Origin of the sequence: Marinobacter sp. ELB17, from assembly GCF_000169375.1 — a bacterium.
Lineage (GTDB): Bacteria > Pseudomonadota > Gammaproteobacteria > Pseudomonadales > Oleiphilaceae > Marinobacter.
On the sequence record NZ_AAXY01000026.1, the window covers coordinates 21,925 to 44,015 of the forward strand.

The following is a 22,091-nucleotide window of genomic DNA, read 5'->3' on the forward strand; positions in this document are numbered from 1 at the left end:
CCTTGTTGTTTCTCCGAATGAAAAAAGCCGGATGGAAAACAAAGAATGGGTTGTCTTGCTATTCTTGACCCTGTAAAACAGTGATTCTATACATGTCAGCGGCAAGGTTGTATTTATAGCCGACTGATTTTACAGCGAGTTTGCGGTTTTCTGCACAACTGACCGATTTACCGCCAAGGATACAGATCTCCGATATGGGTAAAAGTCTCGTAATTGTCGAGTCGCCAGCGAAAGCGAAGACCATCAACAAGTATCTGGGGGACGACTTCATTGTTAAGTCGTCCGTCGGGCACATTCGTGATCTTCCGGTTAGCGGCAGCGGGTCCACCAGCGACCCCAAAGAGCGTGCGCGCCAGGCCGCTGTCACGCGTAAATTGAGCCCTGAAGATAAGGTGGTGCACAAGAAGCGTAAAGCTCGTGAACAGCTGGTCGCCCGCATGGGTATAGACCCGGATCACGACTGGAGCGCGCGCTATGAAATCTTGCCGGGCAAAGAAAAAGTCGTCAATGAGCTGAAACGCCTGGCCAAGTCTGCCGACCACATTTATCTGGCAACGGATTTGGACCGCGAAGGTGAGGCCATTGCCTGGCACCTTCAGCAAACCATTGGCGGCGAGCCGGAAAAATACCGGCGCGTTGTGTTTAACGAAATTACCAAGCGCGCTATTCAGGGCGCCTTCGAAAACCCAGGCAAGCTGGACACCGATATGGTGCATGCCCAGCAGGCAAGGCGTTTCCTGGACCGGGTAGTCGGTTACATGGTGTCGCCGCTGCTTTGGGCCAAGTTGGCCCGTGGTCTGTCCGCCGGCCGTGTGCAATCGGTTGCGGTAAAGCTGATTGTTGAACGTGAACGGGAAATCCGCAAGTTCGTGCCGGAAGAGTACTGGCAGCTGTTTGCAGGCCTTGCAACCACAAGCGCCAAGCAGCCGGTGCGTTTTGAAGTGACCCGCTACAACGACAAACCTTATCGCCCGGTTAATGAAACCCAGAGCAATGACCACGTCACGCGTTTAAAAGCGGGTAAGTTTGCGGTAGCCAAGCGTGAAGACAAACCCACCCGTTCGCGCCCGGGTGCTCCTTTCATAACGTCGACGTTGCAGCAGGCTGCCAGTAACCGCCTGGGCTTCAGTGTTAAGAAAACCATGATGCTGGCCCAGCGTTTGTACGAAGCCGGGTTTATCACCTACATGCGTACCGACTCCACCAACCTGAGCCAGGATGCCGTTAACAGCAGCCGCGAGTACGTAGAGTCGACCTTTGGTAAAGAATACCTGCCGGACAGCTCCCGCATCTATGGCAGCAAACAAGGCGCTCAGGAAGCTCACGAGGCTATTCGCCCGACCGAAGCTACCCGTAAGGCGATCGCTATTACCGGTATCGAAAAAGACGCCGAGAAGCTTTACGACATCATTTGGCGCCAGTTCATTGCTTGCCAAATGGCCGACGCCGAATTTCTCAGTACGTCTATCGTCGTGTCCAACGGCGATTACGAGCTGCGCACCCGTGGCCGCATCAGCAAGTTTGAAGGCTTTTTGAAAGTGGCGCCCCAGGCGTCAAAAAAAGACGAAGATTTAGCGCTGCCAGACATCCGTGTTGGCGAGAGCCTTGGTCTGGACAAGCTCGATCCCACCCAGCATTTCACCAAGCCGTCACCGCGCTTCACTGAAGCGAGTCTGGTTAAAGAACTCGAAAAGCAGGGTATTGGCCGGCCTTCTACCTACGCCTCAATTATTTCGACCATTCAAGACCGTGGTTACGTGCGCCTGCAAAACCGTCGCTTTTACGCTGAAAAAATGGGCGAAATTGTGACTGAAAGGCTGTGTGAATCCTTTGGTAACCTGATGGATTACAGCTTTACTGCACAGATGGAAGGTGATCTGGACCATATTGCCGAAGGCAATGTGGAATGGAAAAAAGTATTGAATGATTTTTATGGCCGTTTCCGACAGCAACTGGAAGTAGCTGAAGCGGATGACGACGACGGCGGTATGCGCCCTAACGAGCCTACGGAAACAGACGTTCCGTGTCCTACGTGTAGTCGGAATATGCAAATTCGCGTGGCCAGCACCGGTGTTTTTCTGGGCTGTTCGGGTTACTCGTTACCGCCGAAAGAACGTTGTAAAACCACCATTAACCTGGTGACCGGTGACGAAGTGGCCAGCGCTGAAGAAGACGTGGAAGGTGAGGGCGAAAGCCGCCTGTTACGGATGAAGCGCCGCTGCCCCAAGTGCAGCACGGCCATGGACAGCTACCTGGTAGACGAAACCCGCAAGCTTCACGTGTGTGGTAATAATCCGGATTGCTCCGGGTATGAAGTCGAACAGGGCAGTTTTCGTATTAAGGGTTACGATGGCCCAACGTTGGACTGCGACAAGTGCGGCAGCGAAATGCAGCTGAAAACCGGTCGTTTCGGTAAGTATTTTGGCTGCACCAATGATGAGTGTAAAAATACCCGCAAGCTGCTGAAAAGTGGCGAGCCTGCACCGCCCAAGATGGATCCGGTGGCGATGCCGGAGTTGCAGTGCCAGAAAGTGGACGACACCTATGTGTTGCGCGATGGCGCGTCCGGCATGTTCCTGGCAGCCAGCAAGTTTCCCAAGAATCGGGAAACCCGTCCGCCGCTGGTACTGGAAATTAAACCCCACCGCGACGAGATTGATCCCAAGCACAACTATTTGATGGAAGCACCGGAGCGCGATCCTGAGGGTAGTCCGTCGGTGATCCGTTACAGCCGGAAAACCAAAGAACAGTATGTAATGTCGGAAAAAGACGGCAAAGCGACTGGCTGGTCGGCTTGGTACGTGAGCGGCAAGTGGCAGCCGAAACAGAAATGAGTGCGGCGGATTGAGTCTTGAAACTATGGGCGGGTAAAAACCCGTCCATAGTCGTTTATAAAGACTAAAAAGTTCGGCTATTAAACTTAGGCGCTTTACTTTTTGAGACGCAAACGCGTGATGAGCGACGACGTATCCCAGCGCTCGCCACCCATCTGCTGTACATCTCCGTAGAACTGGTCTACCAGTGCCGCTACCGGCAGACGAGCACCGTTTTTGCGCGCCTCTTCCAGGCAGATGGCCAGATCTTTACGCATCCAGTTCACTGCAAAGCCGTGTTCGAATTCACCGGCAATCATGGTGCCGGACCGGTTTTCCATTTGCCAGGATTGGGCAGCGCCTTTTGAGATGACTTCAACGACTTTACTGGCATCCAGGCCAGCCTGTTCGGCAAAGTGCAGGGCTTCTGACAGCCCCTGAACCAGTCCCGCAATGGCAATCTGGTTGACCATTTTTGTCTTTTGACCCGCGCCAGCTGGCCCCATAAGATTCAGAGCTTTAGCGTAGGTACTTAACACCGGTTCTGCTGTTGTAAAGTCGCTGCTGCTGCCGCCGCACATGATGGTCAGTAGGCCCTTTTCGGCGCCTTGCTGTCCGCCAGACACGGGCGCATCCATAAAGCCCAGTTGGCGCTGTGCGGCCAGTTCGGCCAGGCGTTCGGCAGCCGTGGCCGAGGCGGTGGTATGGTCAATCAGCAGTGTGCCCTGGGTGGCATTGGCGAGAATGCCGGCGTCGCCTTGATACACCGCCAGTAAATCATCGTCGTTGCCCACGCAGGTAAGAACGATGGTGCTGCCTTGCACCGCCTCGGCGATGCTGGCGCAGGCTTTGCCGTTATAATCTTTTGCCCACTGCTGACTTTTGCTGTTGGTACGATTCCACACCTGGACATCGTAGCCGGCAGCTGCCAAATGCCCGGCCATGGGATAGCCCATAACGCCAAGACCAATAAAGCTCACGGTTGTCATGATTTGCTCCTCAGGATTGGTACAAAACAAAAAAACCGCTAAAACTAGCGGTTTTTCTGATATTTGATCAGGATGTTTGCATCACTGAATCAATCTTTTGGGTAATCGCGCTTGGGCGAACCCGTGTAAAGCTGGCGCGGACGACCAATGCGGTATTCGCCGCTGACCATTTCGTTCCAATGAGAGAACCAGCCGATGGTGCGCGCCATGGCAAACACAACGGTGAACATGGACGTTGGAATGCCGATCGCTTTGAGGATCAGGCCAGAGTAAAAGTCTACGTTCGGATAAAGCTTACGCTCAACAAAGTACTCGTCTTCGAGGGCGATTTTTTCCAGGCGCTTGGCGATGCGCAGCAGCGGATCGTTTTCCAGGCCCAGTTCCGTCAACACTTCGTGAGCTGTTTCAGCCATGACCTTGGCCCGCGGATCAAAGTTTTTGTAGACCCGGTGACCAAAGCCCATCAGGCGGAACGGGTCGTCTTTGTCTTTGGCTTTGTCGATGAAGGTTTCGATGTTGGCTTCATCGCCAATTTCGGCCAGCATGGCCAGAACCGCTTCGTTGGCGCCGCCGTGAGCAGGCCCCCACAGTGCTGCAATGCCAGAAGCCATACAAGCGTAAGGGTTCGCGCCGGTAGAGCCCGCCAGACGCACGGTAGAAGTGGATGCGTTCTGTTCGTGGTCAGCGTGCAGGATGAAGATTTTGTCCATTGCGTTGGCCAGGACCGGATTTGGCTTGTATTCCTCACATGGGGTGGCAAACATCATCTGCAAAAAGTTTTCGGCGTAAGACAAGTCGTTACGTGGGTAAATAAAGGGTTGGCCCATGCTGTACTTGTAACACCAAGCTGCAATGGTGGGCATTTTCGCGATCAGGCGGTGGCCGGTAATTTCGCGCTGGTGCTCATCGGTTACGTCCATCTGATCGTGATAGAACGCCGATAAGGCGCCCACGACGCCGCACATAATGGCCATTGGGTGCGCGTCACGACGGAAACCGTTAAAGAAATTACGCATTTGGTCATGCAGCATGGTGTGGTTTTTGATGGTTTCGTGAAATGCTTTGTTTTCTTCGGCAGTGGGGAGTTCCCCGTGCAGCAGCAGCCAACATAGCTCCAGGTAGTCAGAGTGTTCTGCCAGCTGCTCGATCGGGTAGCCGCGGTGCAAGAGCACGCCCTTGTCGCCATCAATAAAGGTGATGGCGGACTCGCAGGCCGCTGTGGATACAAAGCCGGGATCGTAAGTGAACACGCCTTGCTGAACCAGGCTTCGTACATCAATAACGTCTGGGCCGACGGTGCCAGAGTAAACCGGCAGCTCAAGGGACTTGTTGCCCACTGTTAGCGTGGCTTTCCTGTCGGTCATGGTGCTCTCCTGTTTAAAAGCATGTCAGCTTTTCAGAGTTTAAGAATGCGCCAGTAAGGCGCGTATTATCGCAAAACTGGCGGCAAAATATAGGCTGATCGCTTTCTTTGTCAACAAAAGGCTACTCAAAAGCTAAAAATGTTCGATAACGTCAATGAGTAAATGCCGGTATCCGTTATGGCGCTTGCAGGGCTTTGTTGTCAATAAGCCTTTTGTCTTGATATACATTCGTTTACTGGCAGTGATTTGCGTCAATTGCAGGTTTGTAATTAATTCGCTTACTCCTTATAATCTTTAGCCCGGAATTGGGGGTTTAGCCGACCGCGGCGCCTTTCCCCAACGCAACCCAGCCAGCGCGCAATGAGTTGCCGGGAAAAAATCCCTCCATACCCTGAGCCAATCGTGTGTCAGTCTCGTATCTGCACATTGATCCTTACATACCAATCATCTGCGTCCGGCTTGCCGGCTCCGCGGCAACAAAAGAGAGTGTGAGAGCGCTGTGAATAGTAAACGACCAGTAAATCTCGATCTCGGCAAGTTTCATTTTCCATTGCCAGCCATTGTTTCCATATTGCACCGCGTCAGCGGCATCATCATTTTTGCCGGTGTAGCGTTCATGCTTTATGGTCTGGATCTTTCCCTGTCTGGGGAAGAAGGGTACGGCCATGTCAGTGAATTGCTGAGCGGCTTCTTCGCCAAGCTGATTATCTGGGGCATTTTATCTGCCCTGCTATATCACTTGGTGGCAGGCATCAGGCACCTGCTGCTGGACATGGGTATTGGTGAAGAGTTAGAAAGCGGCCTGGTGGCTGCCAAAGTGACTCTGGCCATTGCCATAATTCTGATCGTACTGGCAGGAGTTTGGGTATGGGCAATGTAAGTAGTGTAACGAATCTGGGCCGCAGCGGTGTTGCCGATTGGCTAATGCAACGTGTTTCGGCCTATGTTCTGGCACTGTACACAGTGGTTCTTTTCGTCTTCATTATTGCCAATCCCGGCATGAGCTACGACACCTGGGCAGGCCTATTCGGCCAAACCTGGATGCGTATTGTCACGCTGATGGCTCTGCTTTCGATTGGCGCGCACGCTTGGGTTGGTTTGTGGACAGTAACGACTGACTATATGAAATCAGCCTTGCCGCGCTTTCTGGTGCAGGCCGCGTGCGGTTTGACCATGTTCGTGTATGTGGTTTGGGGTATTCAGATCCTGTGGGGGTTTTAATTAATGTCTAACATCAAGACCATGACCTTTGACGCCATCGTGATTGGCGGCGGCGGTGCTGGTATGCGCGCAGCGCTGCAGTTGACTGAAACCGGCGTTAAAGCCGCGTGTATTACTAAGGTGTTTCCAACTCGCTCGCACACTGTGTCTGCCCAAGGTGGCATTACCTGTGCGATCGCCAGCGCGGATCCCAATGACGACTGGCGCTGGCACATGTATGACACCGTTAAGGGGTCAGATTACATTGCTGATCAGGACGCGGTTGAATATATGTGTTCTGTAGGTCCGCAAGCTGTATTCGAACTTGAACACATGGGTCTGCCATTCTCACGCACCGAGCAGGGTCGTATTTATCAGCGCCCGTTTGGTGGTCAGTCCAAAGGGCCGAATGATTCTACCCAGGCAGCTCGCACCTGTGCTGCGGCCGACCGTACCGGTCACGCGCTCCTGCACACGCTGTATCAGGCCAACCTGAAGCGTGGCACTACCTTCTTGAGTGAATGGTATGCGGTAGATCTGGTCAAAAACGCGAAAAATGAAGTTGTTGGTGTTGTTGCCATCGAAATCGAAACGGGTGAAGTGGCTTACATCAAAGCCAAAGCAACGGTTCTTGCGACCGGCGGCGCTGGCCGTATTTATGCCTCTACCACCAACGCCCTTATTAACACCGGCGACGGTATCGGCATGGCCCTGCGTGCCGGCTTCCCGATGCAGGACATGGAAATGTGGCAGTTCCACCCTACCGGCATTTACGGTGCGGGCACGCTTGTGACCGAAGGCTGTCGGGGTGAGGGCGGTTATTTGATCAACTCCGAAGGCGAGCGATTCATGGAGCGCTACGCGCCCAATTCCAAAGATCTTGCCGGCCGGGACGTTGTTGCACGCTCCATGGTTATCGAGATTCTCGAAGGCCGTGGCTGTGGCCCTGAAAAAGATCACGTTTTGCTGAAGCTCGACCACTTGGGTGAAGAGACCCTGAATCTGCGTCTGCCGGGTATTTGTGAACTATCAAAGACCTTTGCCCACGTAGATCCGGTGAAAGAGCCTGTCCCTGTTGTTCCAACCTGTCATTACATGATGGGCGGTATTCCGACGAACGTTGGCGGTCAGGCGCTGACCCAAGACGATGATGGCAAAGACCAGCCCATTCGTGGTTTGTTTGCCTGTGGTGAAGCGGCTTGTGTTTCAGTTCACGGTGCCAACCGTCTTGGCGGCAACTCGCTTCTGGACCTGGTCGTGTTTGGTCGTGCAGCTGGTCTGCACATTGAAGAGCAGTTGCGCAACGGCTTTGAAGTAGACGGCGCCAGTGAAGCCGACATCAAGCGCGCCATGGCGCGGCTAGATCGTCTGGCTAACGCCAGCGAAGGTGAACACGTGGCGGCGGTTCGTAAAGATTTGCAAACCTGCATGCAGCTGTATTTCGGTGTATTCCGCGACGGTGAAAGCATGAATAAAGGTCTGCAGCTGCTGAATGAAATCGGTGAGCGTGTCCGCAACACCCGCCTGACCGACACCAGCAACGTGTTCAATACCGCGCGTATTGAGGCGTTGGAGCTGGATAACCTGTTTGAAGTTGCTTACGCCACTGCCGTATCAGCGGTAGAGCGAAAGGAAAGTCGCGGTGCTCATGCCCGCAACGACTTTACTGAGCGTGACGACGAGAACTGGCTGAAGCACTCGCTTTATTTCCCGCTGGACAAGCGGGTTGGCAAGCGCGATGTTAACTTCTCGCCGAAGACTGTCGACACATTCCAGCCGACGATTCGGTCGTATTAAGGGGACGAAGACTATGTTGGTAAGCCTTTATCGTTACAACCCGGAAGCAGACAACGCCCCGTTCATGCAGGATATTGAGGTTGAACTTCCGAAAGGTAGAGACCTGATGGTGCTGGACGTGCTCAATCTGCTGAAAGAAAAAGACGTCACCCTGTCGTACCGGCGATCATGCCGTGAAGGCGTGTGCGGCTCTGACGGTATGAACATGAATGGCAAAAATGGCCTGGCGTGCATCACGCCGGTGTCTCAGGTGATCAAAAAAGACAAGCTGGTATTGCGCCCGTTGCCCGGCTTGCCGGTCATCCGTGATCTGGTTGTGGATATGAGCCTGTTTTACAAGCAGTATGAAAAGGTCATGCCGTACTTGGTCAACGATCAGCCGGCGCCCGCTATAGAGCGTTTGCAGACGCCGGAAGACCGTGAAAAGCTTGACGGTCTTTACGAGTGTATACTATGCGCATGCTGTTCCACGGCTTGCCCGTCGTTCTGGTGGAACCCGGATAAGTTTATTGGCCCCGCAGGCCTGTTGCAGGCTTACCGCTTCCTGGCGGACAGCCGTGATACCGCCCAGGCCGAGCGCTTGGCTGATTTGGACGATCCGTTCAGCGTGTTCCGCTGCCGCGGCATCATGAACTGTGTCAGCGTGTGTCCGAAGGGCCTTAACCCGACTCGGGCGATTGGCCATATTCGGAACCTTTTGCTGCAGCGGGCAACTTGAGCAGAAAAATGTAATACAGACGTTATACTGTGTCTGCTGAGTAAGACCCTTGAAGGCCTCGCCAATTTGGCGGGGCCTTCAACCAAAGGCGTATAGTCAATAGTCTGGTAGCGGTTCAAACTTCGTGTACCGTGATTGTCAGCCGCTAGATGGCTTGCACTGCGTTGCCAAGTATAAAAAAATTTCAGGGAAGCAAGCATCCGTTCCGGATGTGGCGGCCAAAGTCGACAGCGTAAAAACCCGTATTGACTGGCATGAGGCACTGGCCGACCATTACGGCTTCCCGTACCAGCCCAAGGTGAGCTATTCAAAATGCACGAAAGCATCATGGAGCAGTTGTGGCAAACTTCCCATCTACAGGGAAGTAATCTTGCCTACGTTGAACAGCTTTTTGAAACCTATCTTTCAGACCCTAACGCCGTTCCTGAAGAGTGGCGAAGCTACTTCGACAAGCTTCCCAGTGTCGATGGCTATCAGGGCAAAGATATTGCCCACTCCGCAATCCGCGAACAATTTAAGCATATTTCCAGCAATCAGCGTTTTCTGGCTAGCAATACTACGCCAGCAGGTGCCGTGCCCGATGCGGACAAAAAGCAGACACGCGTACTGCAATTGATTAACGCATACCGCTTTCGTGGTCACCAGCACGCGAAGCTGGACCCGCTGAATGTCAAACCGCGTGAACTGGTTGAAGACCTTGACCCGGCTTTTCATGAGCTTTACAACGCTGATAACGACATCGAGTTCCAGACTGGCTCGCTGAGTTTCGGTTCTGAAACGATGAAGCTAGGCGACATCATAAAAGGCCTGCAACAGACTTATTGCAAGAGTATTGGTGCAGAATACATGCACATTGTGGACACTCGCATCAAGCGTTGGTTCCAACAACGCATGGAGCCGATCCGCTCCAACCCCGGTTTTGATGCCGACACCCGTATTCATTTGCTTGAACGCCTGTCAGCGGCAGAGGGCCTGGAAAAATATTTGGGTTCACGCTATCCCGGCGTTAAGCGTTTTGGCCTGGAAGGTGCCGAAAGCCTGATTCCCTGTCTTGATGAAATTATCCAGCGTGCCGGTTCCGGTGGCACCAAAGAAATCGTTCTGGGAATGGCCCACCGCGGCCGTTTGAACGTGTTGGTCAATATTTTGGGCAAAAATCCGAAAGAACTGTTCGACGAGTTCGAAGGCAAGAATAAGGCGGGCTCAGGTTCTGGTGATGTTAAGTATCACCAAGGTTTCTCGTCCAACGTGATGACCCCGGGTGGTGAGATTCATCTGGCCCTGGCTTTTAACCCCTCGCATCTGGAAATCGTGTCCCCAGTAGTTGTGGGCTCTGTTCGCGCTCGCCAAACCCGCCGCGAAGACAAAGATGGCAGGCAGGTTTTGCCGGTGATTATGCACGGCGATGCTGCGTTTGCGGGCCAGGGCGTGGTGATGGAAACCTTCCAGATGTCACAGACCCGCGGTTTTGGTACTGGTGGCACCGTACATATTGTGATCAACAACCAAGTTGGCTTTACCACCAGCAGACAAGAAGACGCCCGTTCTACCGAATACTGTACAGATATCGCCAAAATGGTTCAGGCTCCAATTCTGCACGTGAACGCAGACGACCCGGAAGCAGTGTTGTTCGTCACTCGGATGGCCATGGACTATCGCAACGAATTTAAAGGCGACGTTGTTATTGACTTGGTGTGCTACCGCCGCCGTGGTCATAACGAAGCCGACGAGCCTGCCGCGACTCAGCCGATGATGTACGAGAAAATTCGTAAGCTGAAAACCACGCGTAACATCTATGTGGACAGTCTGATTGATGCTGGAGTAGTCAGCGAAGACTTCGCCAAGCAGATGGAAAATGATTACCGCACGGTTCTGGATAAGGGGGAACACGTTGTAAAGGCGCTGGTTAAAGAACCAAACGCCAAGTTGCACGTTGATTGGACCCCGTATCTTGGCCATGAGTGGACAGCCAAGTGCAAGTCTAGCGTGCCACTGAAGACCATTCAGAAGCTGGGTAAAAAGCTGAGCGAAGTGCCAGAAGGTTTCATTATTCAGCGTCAAGTGTCTAAAATCGTTAAGGATCGGGACAAGATGACGGCCGGTGCTTTGCCTCTTAATTGGGGTTACGGCGAGATCATGGCCTATGCAACATTGTTAAACGAAGGTTATCCGATTCGTATAACAGGACAGGATGTTAGTCGCGGCACTTTCTCCCACCGTCACGCCGTTCTGCATAACCAGAAAGATGGCGCTACGCACATTGCGCTGACTCATCTGTCTGACGATCAGCCCAAGTTCGAGCTTTACGATTCTCTGCTATCCGAAGAGGCCGCACTGGCTTTCGAATACGGCTATGCGACCACATCGCCGAGCTCGCTGGTTGTCTGGGAAGCGCAGTTTGGCGACTTTGCCAACGGTGCCCAGGTTGTGATTGATCAGTTCCTGACCAGTGGTGAGCACAAGTGGGGACGTCTGTGCGGCCTTACCATGTTATTGCCGCACGGTTATGAAGGGCAGGGTCCAGAACATAGTTCGGCGCGTATCGAGCGCTTCTTGCAGCTGAGCGCGGAACAGAATATCCAAGTATGTGTGCCCACAACGCCTTCGCAAGTATTCCACATGCTGCGCCGACAGGTGAAACGCCCGGTTCGTAAGCCATTGATTGCCATTACGCCAAAGAGCCTGCTGCGCCATAAAGAAGCTATTTCTAGCCTGGACGATCTGACTTCAGGTACGTTCCAGACCGTGCTGCCCGAAAAAGAGCCGTCTGATGCAAAAAAAATCACTCGGGTTATTCTTTGCAGCGGTAAGGTCTATTATGAGTTGCTGGAGAAGAAGAAAACCAGCGAGCGTAACGACACGGCCATTATTCGTATAGAACAGCTGTATCCGTTCCCGGGTGAAGATCTGGATGAATTACTGGCGGAATTCAGCAAGCTCAAGCACGCTGTCTGGTGCCAGGAAGAACCTATGAACCAGGGCGCTTGGTATAGCAGCCAGCACCATATGCGCAACGCGCTGCAACGGCTGAACCCTAAACTGCACCTCGAATATGCGGGTCGTGACGCCTCGGCTGCACCTGCTGCCGGCCACATGTCTGTGCACATCGAACAGCAGAAAAAATTGGTTAACGACGCATTTGAAGTCTGACAAGCCACCGAGCTATCAAGCTTCCGAGCTATCGAACAAAGGAACCGTAATGTCTACAGAGATTAAAGCCCCCGTATTCCCGGAGTCGGTCGCGGAAGGTACTGTCGCGACTTGGCACAAGCAGCCGGGTGAAGCCTGCGCTCGCGATGAGCTAATCGTCGATATTGAAACCGACAAAGTGGTGCTGGAAATTGTTGCGCCCGCTGACGGTGTCATCGAAGAAATCTTGAAAAACGACGGCGACACCGTAGAGAGCGGTGAAGTGATCGGAAGATTCAAAGCAGGCGCTGCTAGCGAGTCCAAGGACTCCGGCAGCAAAGACGCGGTTGAAAGCAAAGACCAAGGCGCCGACGCGGCGTCCTCCTCAGATGCGATTCTGAGCCCGGCTGCGCGTAAGCTGGCTGACGAGAACAATGTTGAACCCAGTGCATTGAAAGGCACGGGGAAAGACGGCCGGATTTCTAAAGAAGATGTTCAAAGTCACATTGATAACGCCAAGGCTTCTATTGAATCGCCTGCTGCAAAGGCAGCCGCTGAGCCTGCGCATGCTGCTGCGCCCGTAGCCGAGATCAGCGCCGGTGAGCGTATTGAAAAACGTGTTCCCATGACCCGCCTGCGCGCCAGTATCGCGAAGCGTCTGGTCAATGCACAGCAGAGCGCTGCCATGTTGACCACCTTTAACGAGGTGAACATGGGGCCGATCATGGAACTGCGCAAGCAATACAAAGAAAGCTTCGAAAAGCGTCACGGAATTAAGTTGGGCTTTATGTCTTTCTTTACCAAAGCCGCGACCGAAGCTCTGAAACGCTTCCCTGCGGTGAATGCGTCCATCGACGGCAACGACATGGTTTACCATGGCTACCAGGATATCGGTGTGGCGGTATCCACCGAGCGCGGCTTGGTGGTCCCGGTATTGCGTGACGTTGACGCACTTAGCCTTGCTGATATCGAGAAGAAAATTGTCGAGTACGGTACCAAGGCCAAAACGGGCAAACTGGGCATCGATGAAATGACCGGTGGTACCTTCACCATAACCAACGGAGGCACCTTTGGTTCCCTGTTGTCGACGCCTATTCTGAACCCGCCACAAACGGCGATTCTGGGTATGCATAAGATCCAGCCACGTCCGATGGCGGTGAATGGTCAGGTGGTGATACAGCCCATGATGTACCTGGCACTGTCTTATGACCACCGCATGATTGACGGCAAGGAAGCAGTGCAGTTCCTGGTTGCCATCAAGGAGATGCTGGAAGATCCTGCGCGTATCCTGCTGGACGTATAGGCACTTCACTTACCGAATCGGAATACAGGATTAACTATGGCTGACAAGTTTGATGTAATCGTAATTGGCGCCGGCCCCGGTGGTTATGTGGCTGCAATCAAAGCCGCGCAACTGGGCCTGAACGTCGCCTGTGTAGAAAGCTGGTCTTCGGATGAAGGCAAACAGGTGTTGGGTGGAACCTGCCTGAACGTAGGTTGTATCCCGTCCAAGGCACTGCTGGAGATTTCTCACAAGTACGAGGAAGCCCAGCACGGCTTTGCCGAGCAGGGCATTATTGCCAACGACATCTCCATTGACATCGCTAAAATGATGGAGCGTAAGACCGGCATTGTTAAACAGCTGACCGGAGGCATTGCGGGCCTGTTCAAGTCAAACGGTGTTACCTCGATTTATGGTCACGGCAAGCTATTGGCAAATCGCCAGGTGGAAGTGACTGACAACGACGGCAAGACCAAGACCTATGAAGCCGATAACGTTATTTTGGCTACAGGCTCGCGTCCGATTGAGATTCCGCCGGCGCCAAAAACCGAAGGTTATATCACTGATTCTGAAGGCGCTCTGGAATTTACTGAAGTGCCCAAGCGATTGGGTGTGATTGGCGCCGGCATTATCGGTTTGGAGTTGGGCAGCGTTTGGGCTCGCCTGGGCTCTGAAGTCACTCTGTTGGAAGCGCAGGATACGTTTCTGCCAGGGGTAGACCAGCAGATTGCCAAGGCCACTTTAAAAGAGTTCCAAAAGCAGGGACTGAACATTGTCATGGGCGGCCGTGTAACGGGTGCAGAGGTTAAGCGTAAGCTGGTCTACGTAAGTTACGAAGACAGCAAAGGCAAGCAGGAGCTGATGGTTGATAAGCTGATTGTGGCTGTTGGTCGTCGCCCGTTTACGGACAACCTGCTGGCAGCAGACTCCGGTGTGAATATGGACGAGCGCGGGTTTGTATTCGTAGACGACCACTGTAAAACCGACGCCCCCGGCGTTTGGGCGGTGGGTGACGTGGTGCGTGGTCAGATGTTGGCCCATAAAGCCTCTGAAGAAGGCGTTATGGTTGCCGAGCGCATTGCCGGCCATAAACCACAGGTTAACTACGACTGCATTCCCAATGTCATTTACACTTCACCGGAAGTAGCGTGGGTTGGGAAGAACGAAGAGCAGCTGAAGGCTGATGGTGCGGCTTATAAAGTGGGTACCTTCCCGTTTGCGGCAAATGGTCGCGCTATGGCCGCCAATTCGGCGGTGGGCATGGTTAAGATTATTGCGGACGAGAAAACTGACCGCATTCTGGGCTTCCACGTGTTGGGCCCAGCGGCGTCAGAAATCGTTGCTCAGGGTGTGATCGCCATGGAGTTCGGTTCCAGTGCAGAAGATCTTGCGTTGACCTGTTTTGCTCACCCGACTCTGTCTGAGTCAGTGCACGAGGCAGCTCTTGCAGTTAACGGTGGGGCAATTCACATGGCCAATCGTCGCAAGAAGAAATAATAAGCCAGAAAGTCATGGGGCGCCGCAGGGCGCCCCATGACTTTTAGAGACTCTTGTTTTAGAGGCTCTTGTTTTAAAGACTCTGGTTTCTCTAGATGCAATCGTTGGGCCGGTGTCATCAGGGTCTATCAAGATGGATTTGCCGCCAGCGGGTTCATCCCACAGGTGTCTATCCTTCATTAAAAAGCAGGACATAAACTATGAATTTGCACGAATATCAGGGCAAGCAGCTTTTTGCTGAGTATGGCTTGCCGGTATCACAGGGCATTGCCTGTAGTACCCCGGATGAGGCAGTAGCAGCTGCAGAAAAGATTGGTGGCGATAGCTGGGTTGTTAAAGCTCAGGTTCACGCTGGTGGCCGCGGTAAAGCCGGCGGTGTAAAGCTGGTTAAAAATACCGACGACATCCGTGCCTTTGCCGAGCAATGGCTGGGCAAAAAGCTGGTGACTTTCCAGACTGACGAGCACGGTCAGCCGGTTAGTAAAATTTTGGTTGAATCCCTGACTGACATCGACCAAGAGCTGTACCTGGGCGCGGTTGTAGACCGTGGTACCCGCCGTATCGTCTTCATGGCCTCCACCGAAGGTGGTGTTGAAATTGAAACGGTTGCGGAAGAAACCCCGGAAAAAATTCTGAAGGCCGAAATCGATCCACTGGTAGGCGCACAGCCTTACCAAGGACGCGAGCTGGCGTTCAAGCTGGGCCTTGAAGGCAAGCAGATCGGCCAATTTACCAAGATCTTTATGGGTCTGGCGAAGCTGTTTGAAGACTACGACCTGGCGCTGTTGGAAATTAACCCTCTGGTTATCACCCCGGCCGGTGATCTTCACTGCCTGGATGCCAAAATCGGCGTTGATGGCAACGCTCTGTACCGTCAGAAGAGACTTCAGGCCATGCGCGATCCGTCACAGGAAGATTCCCGTGAAGCCGAAGCTGCAGCCTGGGAACTGAACTACGTAGCGCTGGATGGCAACATCGGTTGCATGGTTAACGGTGCTGGTTTGGCCATGGGTACCATGGATATCATCAAGTTGGCGGGCGGGCGCCCGGCTAACTTCCTGGACGTTGGCGGCGGTGCTACCAAAGAGCGCGTAACCGAAGCGTTCAAAATCATCCTATCTGATGATGCCGTGCAAGCCGTACTGGTAAATATCTTCGGCGGTATTGTACGTTGCGACATGATTGCTGAAGGCATCATTGGCGCGGTTAAAGAAGTAGGCGTAAAAGTGCCTGTGGTTGTTCGCCTTGAGGGCAACAACGCTGAACTGGGTTCCAAGGTGCTGGCAGAAAGCGGTTTGAACATCATCGCCGCCAGCAGCCTGGCCGATGCCGCAGAGCAAGTCGTTAAAGTCGCGGGAGGCAAATAATGAGCATTCTGATCAATAAAGACACCAAAGTAATCTGCCAGGGCTTTACCGGTTCCCAGGGTACATTCCACTCCCAGCAGGCTATTGAATACGGCACCAATATGGTCGGTGGCGTAAGCCCCGGCAAAGGCGGCACCGAGCACTTGGGCCTACCGGTGTTTAACACCGTACGTGAGGCTGTAGAAAAGACCGGTGCACACGCGACCGTGATCTACGTTCCGGCTCCGTTTTGTAAAGATGCCATCATTGAAGCAGCAGATGCCGGAATCGAGCTGATTGTGTGCATCACCGAAGGTATTCCTACCATCGATATGCTGTACGCCAAAGAGTACGTTGATCGCAAAGGCGTGCGTATGATCGGGCCCAACTGCCCGGGCGTTATCACACCGGGTGAGTGCAAGATCGGCATCATGCCGGGCCACATTCACAAGCCGGGTAAAGTCGGTATTGTGTCGCGTTCTGGCACTTTGACCTACGAAGCCGTCAAGCAGACCACAGATTTTGGCTACGGCCAGTCTACCTGCGTTGGCATCGGTGGCGATCCGATTCCGGGTTCCAACTTCATCGACATCCTTAAGCTGCTGCAAGAAGACCCGCAGACTGAAGCTATTGTGATGATCGGCGAAATTGGTGGCACTGCGGAAGAAGAAGCTGCAGCGTACATCAAAGAGCACGTCACCAAGCCGGTGGTTTCTTACATTGCCGGTGTAACAGCGCCTCCTGGCAAGCGCATGGGCCACGCCGGTGCTATCATTTCCGGTGGTAAGGGTACCGCAGACGAGAAGTTCGCTGCTCTGAACGACGCCGGTGTGAAAACCGTGCGCAGCCTGGCCGACATTGGCAAGGCTCTAAAAGAAGTGACTGGCTGGTAAAACCCCCGGTCATTTTTAAAAACCCCCGTTTCTGTTCTGCAGAGCGGGGGTTTTTTGCTTATAATGCCGGGTCGCCTGGCGTAATATGGCGCCTCTTGTATTCCATTAGAAGGAGTTCTTGCTTTGAGTTCTGTAGATTCCCAGCAACGGATATTGTCGGGCATGCGTCCGACCGGCAAGCTTCACCTTGGCCATTACCACGGTGTGCTTAAAAACTGGGTGAAACTCCAGCATGAATTCGAGTGCTTCTTCTTTGTTGCCGACTGGCATGCCCTGACCACGCAGTACGACGACCCATCTAATATTGAACAAAGCGTGTGGGACATGGTTATCGACTGGTTGGCTGCGGGCGTTAACCCGGGTTCATCCACGATGTTTATTCAGTCTCAGGTGCCTGAACACGCTGAGTTGCACCTGCTGCTGTCGATGATCACGCCTTTGGGTTGGCTTGAGCGCATTCCGACCTACAAAGACCAGCAGGAAAAGCTGCGCGAGAAAGATCTCGCTACCTACGGGTTCTTGGGATATCCACTACTCCAGTCGGCTGACATTCTGATGTATCGGGCAGGGCGTGTACCGGTGGGCGCCGATCAGGTTTCCCACGTTGAAATCACTCGTGAAATCGCACGGCGCTTCAATCATCTTTATGGTCGTGAGCCAGGCTTCGAAGACCAAGCCGAAGCGGCCATTGTGAAAATGGGCAAGAAAAACGCCAAACTCTATCGCAATCTGAAGAAACGTTACCAGGAAGAAGGCGATCTGGATTCGCTGGAAACGGCGCGTGCTCTTTTGAAAGAACAGCAAAATATTTCCTTAGGTGATCGCGAACGCCTGTACGGCTACATTGAGGGCGGCGGTAAAGTGATTTTGCCAGAGCCTCAACCATTGTTGACGCCTGAATCAAAACTGCCAGGGTTGGACGGGCAGAAAATGTCGAAATCCTACAACAATTACATTGGCCTGCGGGAAGCGCCGGACAGCGTAGCGGTGAAAGTACGCACCATGCAGACCGACCCGGCGCGAGTGCGTCGAATCGACCCGGGCGAGCCGGAAAAATGCCCGGTGTATGCCCTGCACAAGGTTTATTCCGATGCGGACACCCGCAGTTGGGTGGAAATCGGCTGTCGCAGCGCCGGGATCGGCTGCCTGGACTGCAAAAAACCGCTGATTGACTCCATTGTGGAAGAACAGCGGCCCTTACGCGAACGTGCGGCCGAGTACGAAGGCAATCCGGATCTGATTCGTTCCATTCTGGAGGAAGGGCGCGAACGCGCTCGCGACGCAGCCCGCGACACCCTGGACGAAGTGCGCTCTGCCATGGGCCTGAGCTATCGTTGAGGTGCTGACTGACCCAGCAGCCCCAGCTAATCCGGCGGCAAAGCCACAGGGTGTGGGTCCGCCGCCCCTGGCTTTAATAGCGGGCAAACCGCTGGCGCAGTTGCCGCTCGATCTTTATATCCCGCCAGACGCTCTGGCGGTGTTTTTGGACGCGTTTGAAGGCCCTCTGGATTTGTTGTTGTACCTGATTCGGCGTCAGAATATGAACATTCTGGAAATCGACGTCAGTGCTATTACCCGCCAGTATATGGAATACATTGCCGTTGTAGAGTCTATGCGATTTGAGCTTGCGGGAGAGTATCTGGTGATGGCGGCCACGCTGGCCGAAATCAAGTCCCGGATGCTTTTACCGCGGCAGCAGATTGAAGAAGACGAAGAAGACGATCCACGGGCAGAACTGATTCGCCGTTTGCAGCAGTACGAGCGTTTTAAAAAAGCGGCAGAAGACATAGATCAGATGCCGCGCCAGGAGCGGGATATCTTTGTTGCCGATGCCTGTATGCCAAAGCTTCCCTTGGTACGCAGCTATCCTGAGGTGGCTATGGCGGAGATTTTACGGGCACTGGAAACCGTGCTCAAACGTGCAGACATGTTTAGCAGCCACCACGTTGAGCGAGAGAAACTGTCGACCCGTGAGCGCATGTCGTCGATTCTGATTCGGCTGCAACAAGGCGGTTTTATTCGTTTCGAAAGCCTGTTCCTGCCGGACGAAGGCCGTCTGGGGGTTGTTGTCAGTTTTTTGGCAATGTTAGAGCTGGTAAAAGAGCAGCTGGTTGAGTTGGTTCAGGCTGACCCGCTTGGCCCCATTCATTTGCGGGCGCGGGTTGCGGTCTGAAAACCCTGATTACTGGTGCAACGAATTATGATGAGTGATGCTGCCTTACCCATTACAGGGATTATCGAAGCGGTCCTGCTGACAGCGGGCAAGCCGTTAACGGTGCAGCAGCTCAGAGAAGTGTTTGACGAAACCGAGCGGCCAACCCATAAGGCAGTGGAGCAGGCACTGGTGGAATTAGAGCAACTTTGCAGCGGTCGCGGTATTGAGTTGAAAAAAGTTGCCAGCGGTTACCGCCTTCAGGTGCGTGAATCTTTTGCTCCCTGGGTGGCTCGGCTGTTTGAAGAAAAACCACCGCGTTATTCGCGGGCGTTATTGGAAACACTCGCATTGATCGGCTATCGCCAGCCTATTACCCGCGGTGAAATTGAAGATATTCGCGGCGTTGCGGTAAGCAGCAATATCATTCGTACGTTGGTTGAGCGAGAGTGGGTTCGAATTGTAGGTCATCGGGAAGTACCGGGCCGGCCGGCCATGTATGCAACCACCCGGCAATTTCTTGACTACTTTAACCTAATAAGCCTGGACCAGTTGCCGCCCTTGTCTGTTAGTCGGGATCTGGACGCGATCGGGCGCGAAATTGAGCAGAAAATAGAACAAACACCATTTCACTGATGCAGGCCCTGCATCGGTCCGTTATTTAAGGATTAACCCATGGCGTCAGAACGCCCCTGGACTACCGGCAAGCCGGCAGCCAAATCAGCATCGAATGCGAACAAGCCGAGCGCTAATCGCCGTAACCCAGCGAAATCATCGGCAAAAGCGGCGAAGCCAGGCAAACCTGTGCCAGAGGCGCTGGCGACTTTGCCAGTAGGCGGTCCTGAGCGAATTCAGAAATTGCTGGCACGCGCCGGTGTTGGATCGCGGCGCGAAATTGAAGGCTGGATGGACGCGGGTCGTCTGTTGGTAAATGGCAAACCCGTTACTCCAGGCCAGAAAGCCACGGTGAGCGATGTTTTTGAACTCGACGGCAAGCGCTTGGAAGTTGCTGCCGCTGCCGAGGTTTTGCGCCGGGTGCTGATTTACAACAAGCCAGAAGGCGAAGTAACCACTCGCAAAGACCCAGAAGGGCGCCCAACCGTGTTCGACCGGCTGCCGCGATTGCGTGAACACCGCTGGATTTCTATTGGCCGGCTGGATTTAAACACCACCGGCCTGGTGATGTTTACCACCGATGGCGAGCTGGCTAACCGGCTTATGCATCCTTCTAGCGAGATTGATCGGGAATACGCGGTGCGTATTTTTGGTGAAGTAGACGACGCCATGATTGAGCGCCTGCGCACCGGCGTCACCCTGGAAGACGGCGAGGCTAAATTTAGCGACATTTCCGCCGCCGGCGGTACCGGTATGAACCGGTGGTTTCACGTGACTTTGTTGGAAGGGCGCAACCGTGAAGTGAGGCGCCTTTGGGAATCCCAAGGCGTGCGCGTCAGCCGCCTGAAACGGGTTCGTTACGGCTCAATATTTTTGCCCAGCAGATTAACCGTGGGTAAATGGGAAGAGTTGGATCAGAAAGCCGTGGATTTGCTGAGCCGCACGGTTGGCCTGGCTAAAATGGCGGTTCCGCAACAGACACCGGATGAAGCGGCGGCGCAGGCGCGCCAGCAAAGAAAGGCCGCTCCGGTAACCAATCGCAGCAATCGTGCGGCAAGTTCCCCCGGGTCAAAATCTGGACAAGGCGCTCGCAAGTGGGCGGTTGCAGACTCTAAACCGCAGCGCAGTGGCGGCAAGGCCCGGAACGATAAACCCCGCGGTTAAAAGTTGGGTGAAGCTGGCTTAGAACAACCGGAGCTGCCATCAACTGATGGTGGCAAACACGCGTGTGCAGTTGCGACCCTGGTCTTTAGCACGATAAAGAGCTTCGTCTGCGCGCGCTAGCCACTGCCCCGAGCCTTCACCAGCGCGGTGAAGCGCAACGCCGCAGCTGATAGTTACCGCCACTGAATGTTCTTCGCTATCAATTTGTAAAGCAGCAATGGCTAAGCGAATACGTTCGGCCACATCTACCGCTGCAAGCTGATCCGTGTGCGGCAAGAGCACTGCGAATTCTTCGCCGCCGAACCGGTAAACGCTGTCGGAACTACGCACGGCGGACTCCAGCGCTTCTGCAGCGCGCTTCAGTACAATGTCGCCAACCACATGGCCGCAGTTGTCGTTTACTGCTTTGAAGTGATCAAGGTCACACAGGATCAGTGAATATGTCTCGTTGTGACGACCGGCTAGCAGCTGAGCTTTCTGTAAGGCTTCGTCCATGGCGCGTTTATTGCCAATCCCGGTCAGTGAGTCAGTCAATGATGCCTGTTCCATGGCGCTGAACTGACAAGCGTTGCGCAGTGGACAGATTGCCGTACCAATGAGCATCTCAACGGCTTGCAGCTCATCGCTACTGAAGCGCTTGCGCCTATGCAGTGACAAGGTGCCAAAATTCTCGCCCTCCAGGTTCAGGCGATACTCACAGCGGTGGGGGCCGCCCATGCCAGTGGTAAACACAAACTCTTGGCGAGCTAGTTGATGGCGATACTGAAAGGCATCAAAAGGAACGATCTGTGCCATTTCTTCTGCCAGCATGGTCAACTGTGCGTCCAGTTTCAGGGTGGTTGAAAGCCGGCGCACCAGGCGGTTGAGAATACCGGGTTCGCTGTTCCATTCCTCAAAACTCTGGCGCAGCTCTGCTAGTTTTTGTGGCTGTGACGCTGTAAGCGGGAAAGGCGATATGTGTTTCACGGTGGCTCAACTCACTCTGTCGTTGCGTGGCAGTTTGCACACTGGGTAGTTGGCAGAGTAAGAGCAGATATTGTGCCTATTTTATAAAAAATCTTATTAATCAATGTCTTGAGAATTGTTTTTTGGTTTTTTTTCAAATTTCAGTGGCTTAATCGGATTTTTGTCA

General features: G+C 53.6%; 17 protein-coding genes. 14 read left to right on the forward strand and 3 right to left on the reverse strand.

Going from position 1 to position 22,091, the window contains the following annotated elements:
• Nucleotides 1-194 precede the first annotated feature (194 nt).
• The gene (gene topA / locus MELB17_RS18965) at nt 195-2,834 is read left to right on the forward strand and encodes a type I DNA topoisomerase (protein WP_007351952.1); all 2,640 of its coding nucleotides are present in this window, start codon (nt 195-197) and stop codon (nt 2,832-2,834) included.
• Nucleotides 2,835-2,929: 95 nt separating this feature from the next.
• On the opposite strand, the gene MELB17_RS18970 is transcribed toward topA, so the two are convergent.
• The gene (locus MELB17_RS18970) at nt 2,930-3,802 is read right to left on the reverse strand and encodes an NAD(P)-dependent oxidoreductase (protein ID WP_007351953.1); all 873 of its coding nucleotides are present in this window, start codon (nt 3,800-3,802) and stop codon (nt 2,930-2,932) included.
• Between the two features lie 89 nt (nt 3,803-3,891).
• Nucleotides 3,892-5,166 (reverse strand): citrate synthase, encoded by a 1,275-nt coding sequence (gene gltA / locus MELB17_RS18975; protein WP_007351954.1) that lies wholly within the window; start codon nt 5,164-5,166, stop codon nt 3,892-3,894.
• 499 nt (nt 5,167-5,665) lie between these two features.
• On the opposite strand from gltA, the gene sdhC reads away from it, so the two are divergent.
• From sdhC to rluB, 13 genes are all read left to right on the forward strand, one after another.
• Complete coding sequence (gene sdhC / locus MELB17_RS18980) at nt 5,666-6,046, forward strand: succinate dehydrogenase, cytochrome b556 subunit (RefSeq protein WP_007351955.1); 381 nt, start codon at nt 5,666-5,668, stop codon at nt 6,044-6,046.
• Nucleotides 6,034-6,387 (forward strand): succinate dehydrogenase, hydrophobic membrane anchor protein, encoded by a 354-nt coding sequence (gene sdhD / locus MELB17_RS18985; protein ID WP_007351956.1) that lies wholly within the window; start codon nt 6,034-6,036, stop codon nt 6,385-6,387. Before sdhC ends, sdhD begins: the two co-directional genes overlap by 13 nt.
• 3 nt (nt 6,388-6,390) lie before the next feature.
• The gene (gene sdhA, locus MELB17_RS18990) at nt 6,391-8,163 is read left to right on the forward strand and encodes a succinate dehydrogenase flavoprotein subunit (protein ID WP_007351957.1); all 1,773 of its coding nucleotides are present in this window, start codon (nt 6,391-6,393) and stop codon (nt 8,161-8,163) included.
• A 13-nt stretch (nt 8,164-8,176) separates the two neighbouring features.
• On the forward strand, nt 8,177-8,881 hold the full coding sequence (locus tag MELB17_RS18995) for a succinate dehydrogenase iron-sulfur subunit (protein ID WP_007351958.1): 705 nt from the start codon (nt 8,177-8,179) through the stop codon (nt 8,879-8,881).
• 312 nt (nt 8,882-9,193) lie between these two features.
• Complete coding sequence (locus MELB17_RS19000) at nt 9,194-12,031, forward strand: 2-oxoglutarate dehydrogenase E1 component (protein WP_007351959.1); 2,838 nt, start codon at nt 9,194-9,196, stop codon at nt 12,029-12,031.
• 49 nt (nt 12,032-12,080) lie between these two features.
• Nucleotides 12,081-13,313 carry a 2-oxoglutarate dehydrogenase complex dihydrolipoyllysine-residue succinyltransferase gene (gene odhB / locus MELB17_RS19005; protein WP_007351960.1) on the forward strand — a complete coding sequence of 411 codons (1,233 nt, stop codon included), beginning with the start codon at nt 12,081-12,083 and terminating at the stop codon, nt 13,311-13,313.
• A gap of 36 nt (nt 13,314-13,349) precedes the next feature.
• Nucleotides 13,350-14,789 (forward strand): dihydrolipoyl dehydrogenase, encoded by a 1,440-nt coding sequence (gene lpdA, locus MELB17_RS19010; RefSeq protein ID WP_007351961.1) that lies wholly within the window; start codon nt 13,350-13,352, stop codon nt 14,787-14,789.
• A 200-nt stretch (nt 14,790-14,989) separates the two neighbouring features.
• Nucleotides 14,990-16,156, forward strand: coding sequence for an ADP-forming succinate--CoA ligase subunit beta (gene sucC / locus MELB17_RS19015; protein WP_007351962.1), 1,167 nt, complete (start codon nt 14,990-14,992; stop codon nt 16,154-16,156).
• On the forward strand, nt 16,156-17,028 hold the full coding sequence (gene sucD / locus MELB17_RS19020; RefSeq protein WP_007351963.1) for a succinate--CoA ligase subunit alpha: 873 nt from the start codon (nt 16,156-16,158) through the stop codon (nt 17,026-17,028). The genes sucC and sucD overlap by 1 nt, the downstream gene beginning before the upstream one ends.
• Nucleotides 17,029-17,151: 123 nt before the next feature.
• Nucleotides 17,152-18,366 carry a tryptophan--tRNA ligase gene (locus MELB17_RS19025; RefSeq protein WP_083796437.1) on the forward strand — a complete coding sequence of 405 codons (1,215 nt, stop codon included), beginning with the start codon at nt 17,152-17,154 and terminating at the stop codon, nt 18,364-18,366.
• A gap of 52 nt (nt 18,367-18,418) precedes the next feature.
• Nucleotides 18,419-19,201, forward strand: coding sequence for a segregation and condensation protein A (locus tag MELB17_RS19030; protein WP_227498976.1), 783 nt, complete (start codon nt 18,419-18,421; stop codon nt 19,199-19,201).
• 27 nt (nt 19,202-19,228) lie between these two features.
• Entirely contained in the window at nt 19,229-19,816 is a 588-nt protein-coding gene (gene scpB / locus MELB17_RS19035; protein WP_007351966.1) for an SMC-Scp complex subunit ScpB, read from the forward strand.
• A 39-nt stretch (nt 19,817-19,855) separates the two neighbouring features.
• Nucleotides 19,856-20,959, forward strand: a complete 1,104-nt coding sequence (gene rluB / locus MELB17_RS19040) for a 23S rRNA pseudouridine(2605) synthase RluB (RefSeq protein WP_007351967.1) — start codon at nt 19,856-19,858, stop codon at nt 20,957-20,959.
• A gap of 39 nt (nt 20,960-20,998) precedes the next feature.
• Here the strand turns inward: rluB and MELB17_RS19045 are convergent, their stop codons facing one another.
• The gene (locus MELB17_RS19045; RefSeq protein WP_007351968.1) at nt 20,999-21,925 is read right to left on the reverse strand and encodes a GGDEF domain-containing protein; all 927 of its coding nucleotides are present in this window, start codon (nt 21,923-21,925) and stop codon (nt 20,999-21,001) included.
• Nucleotides 21,926-22,091 lie beyond the last annotated feature (166 nt).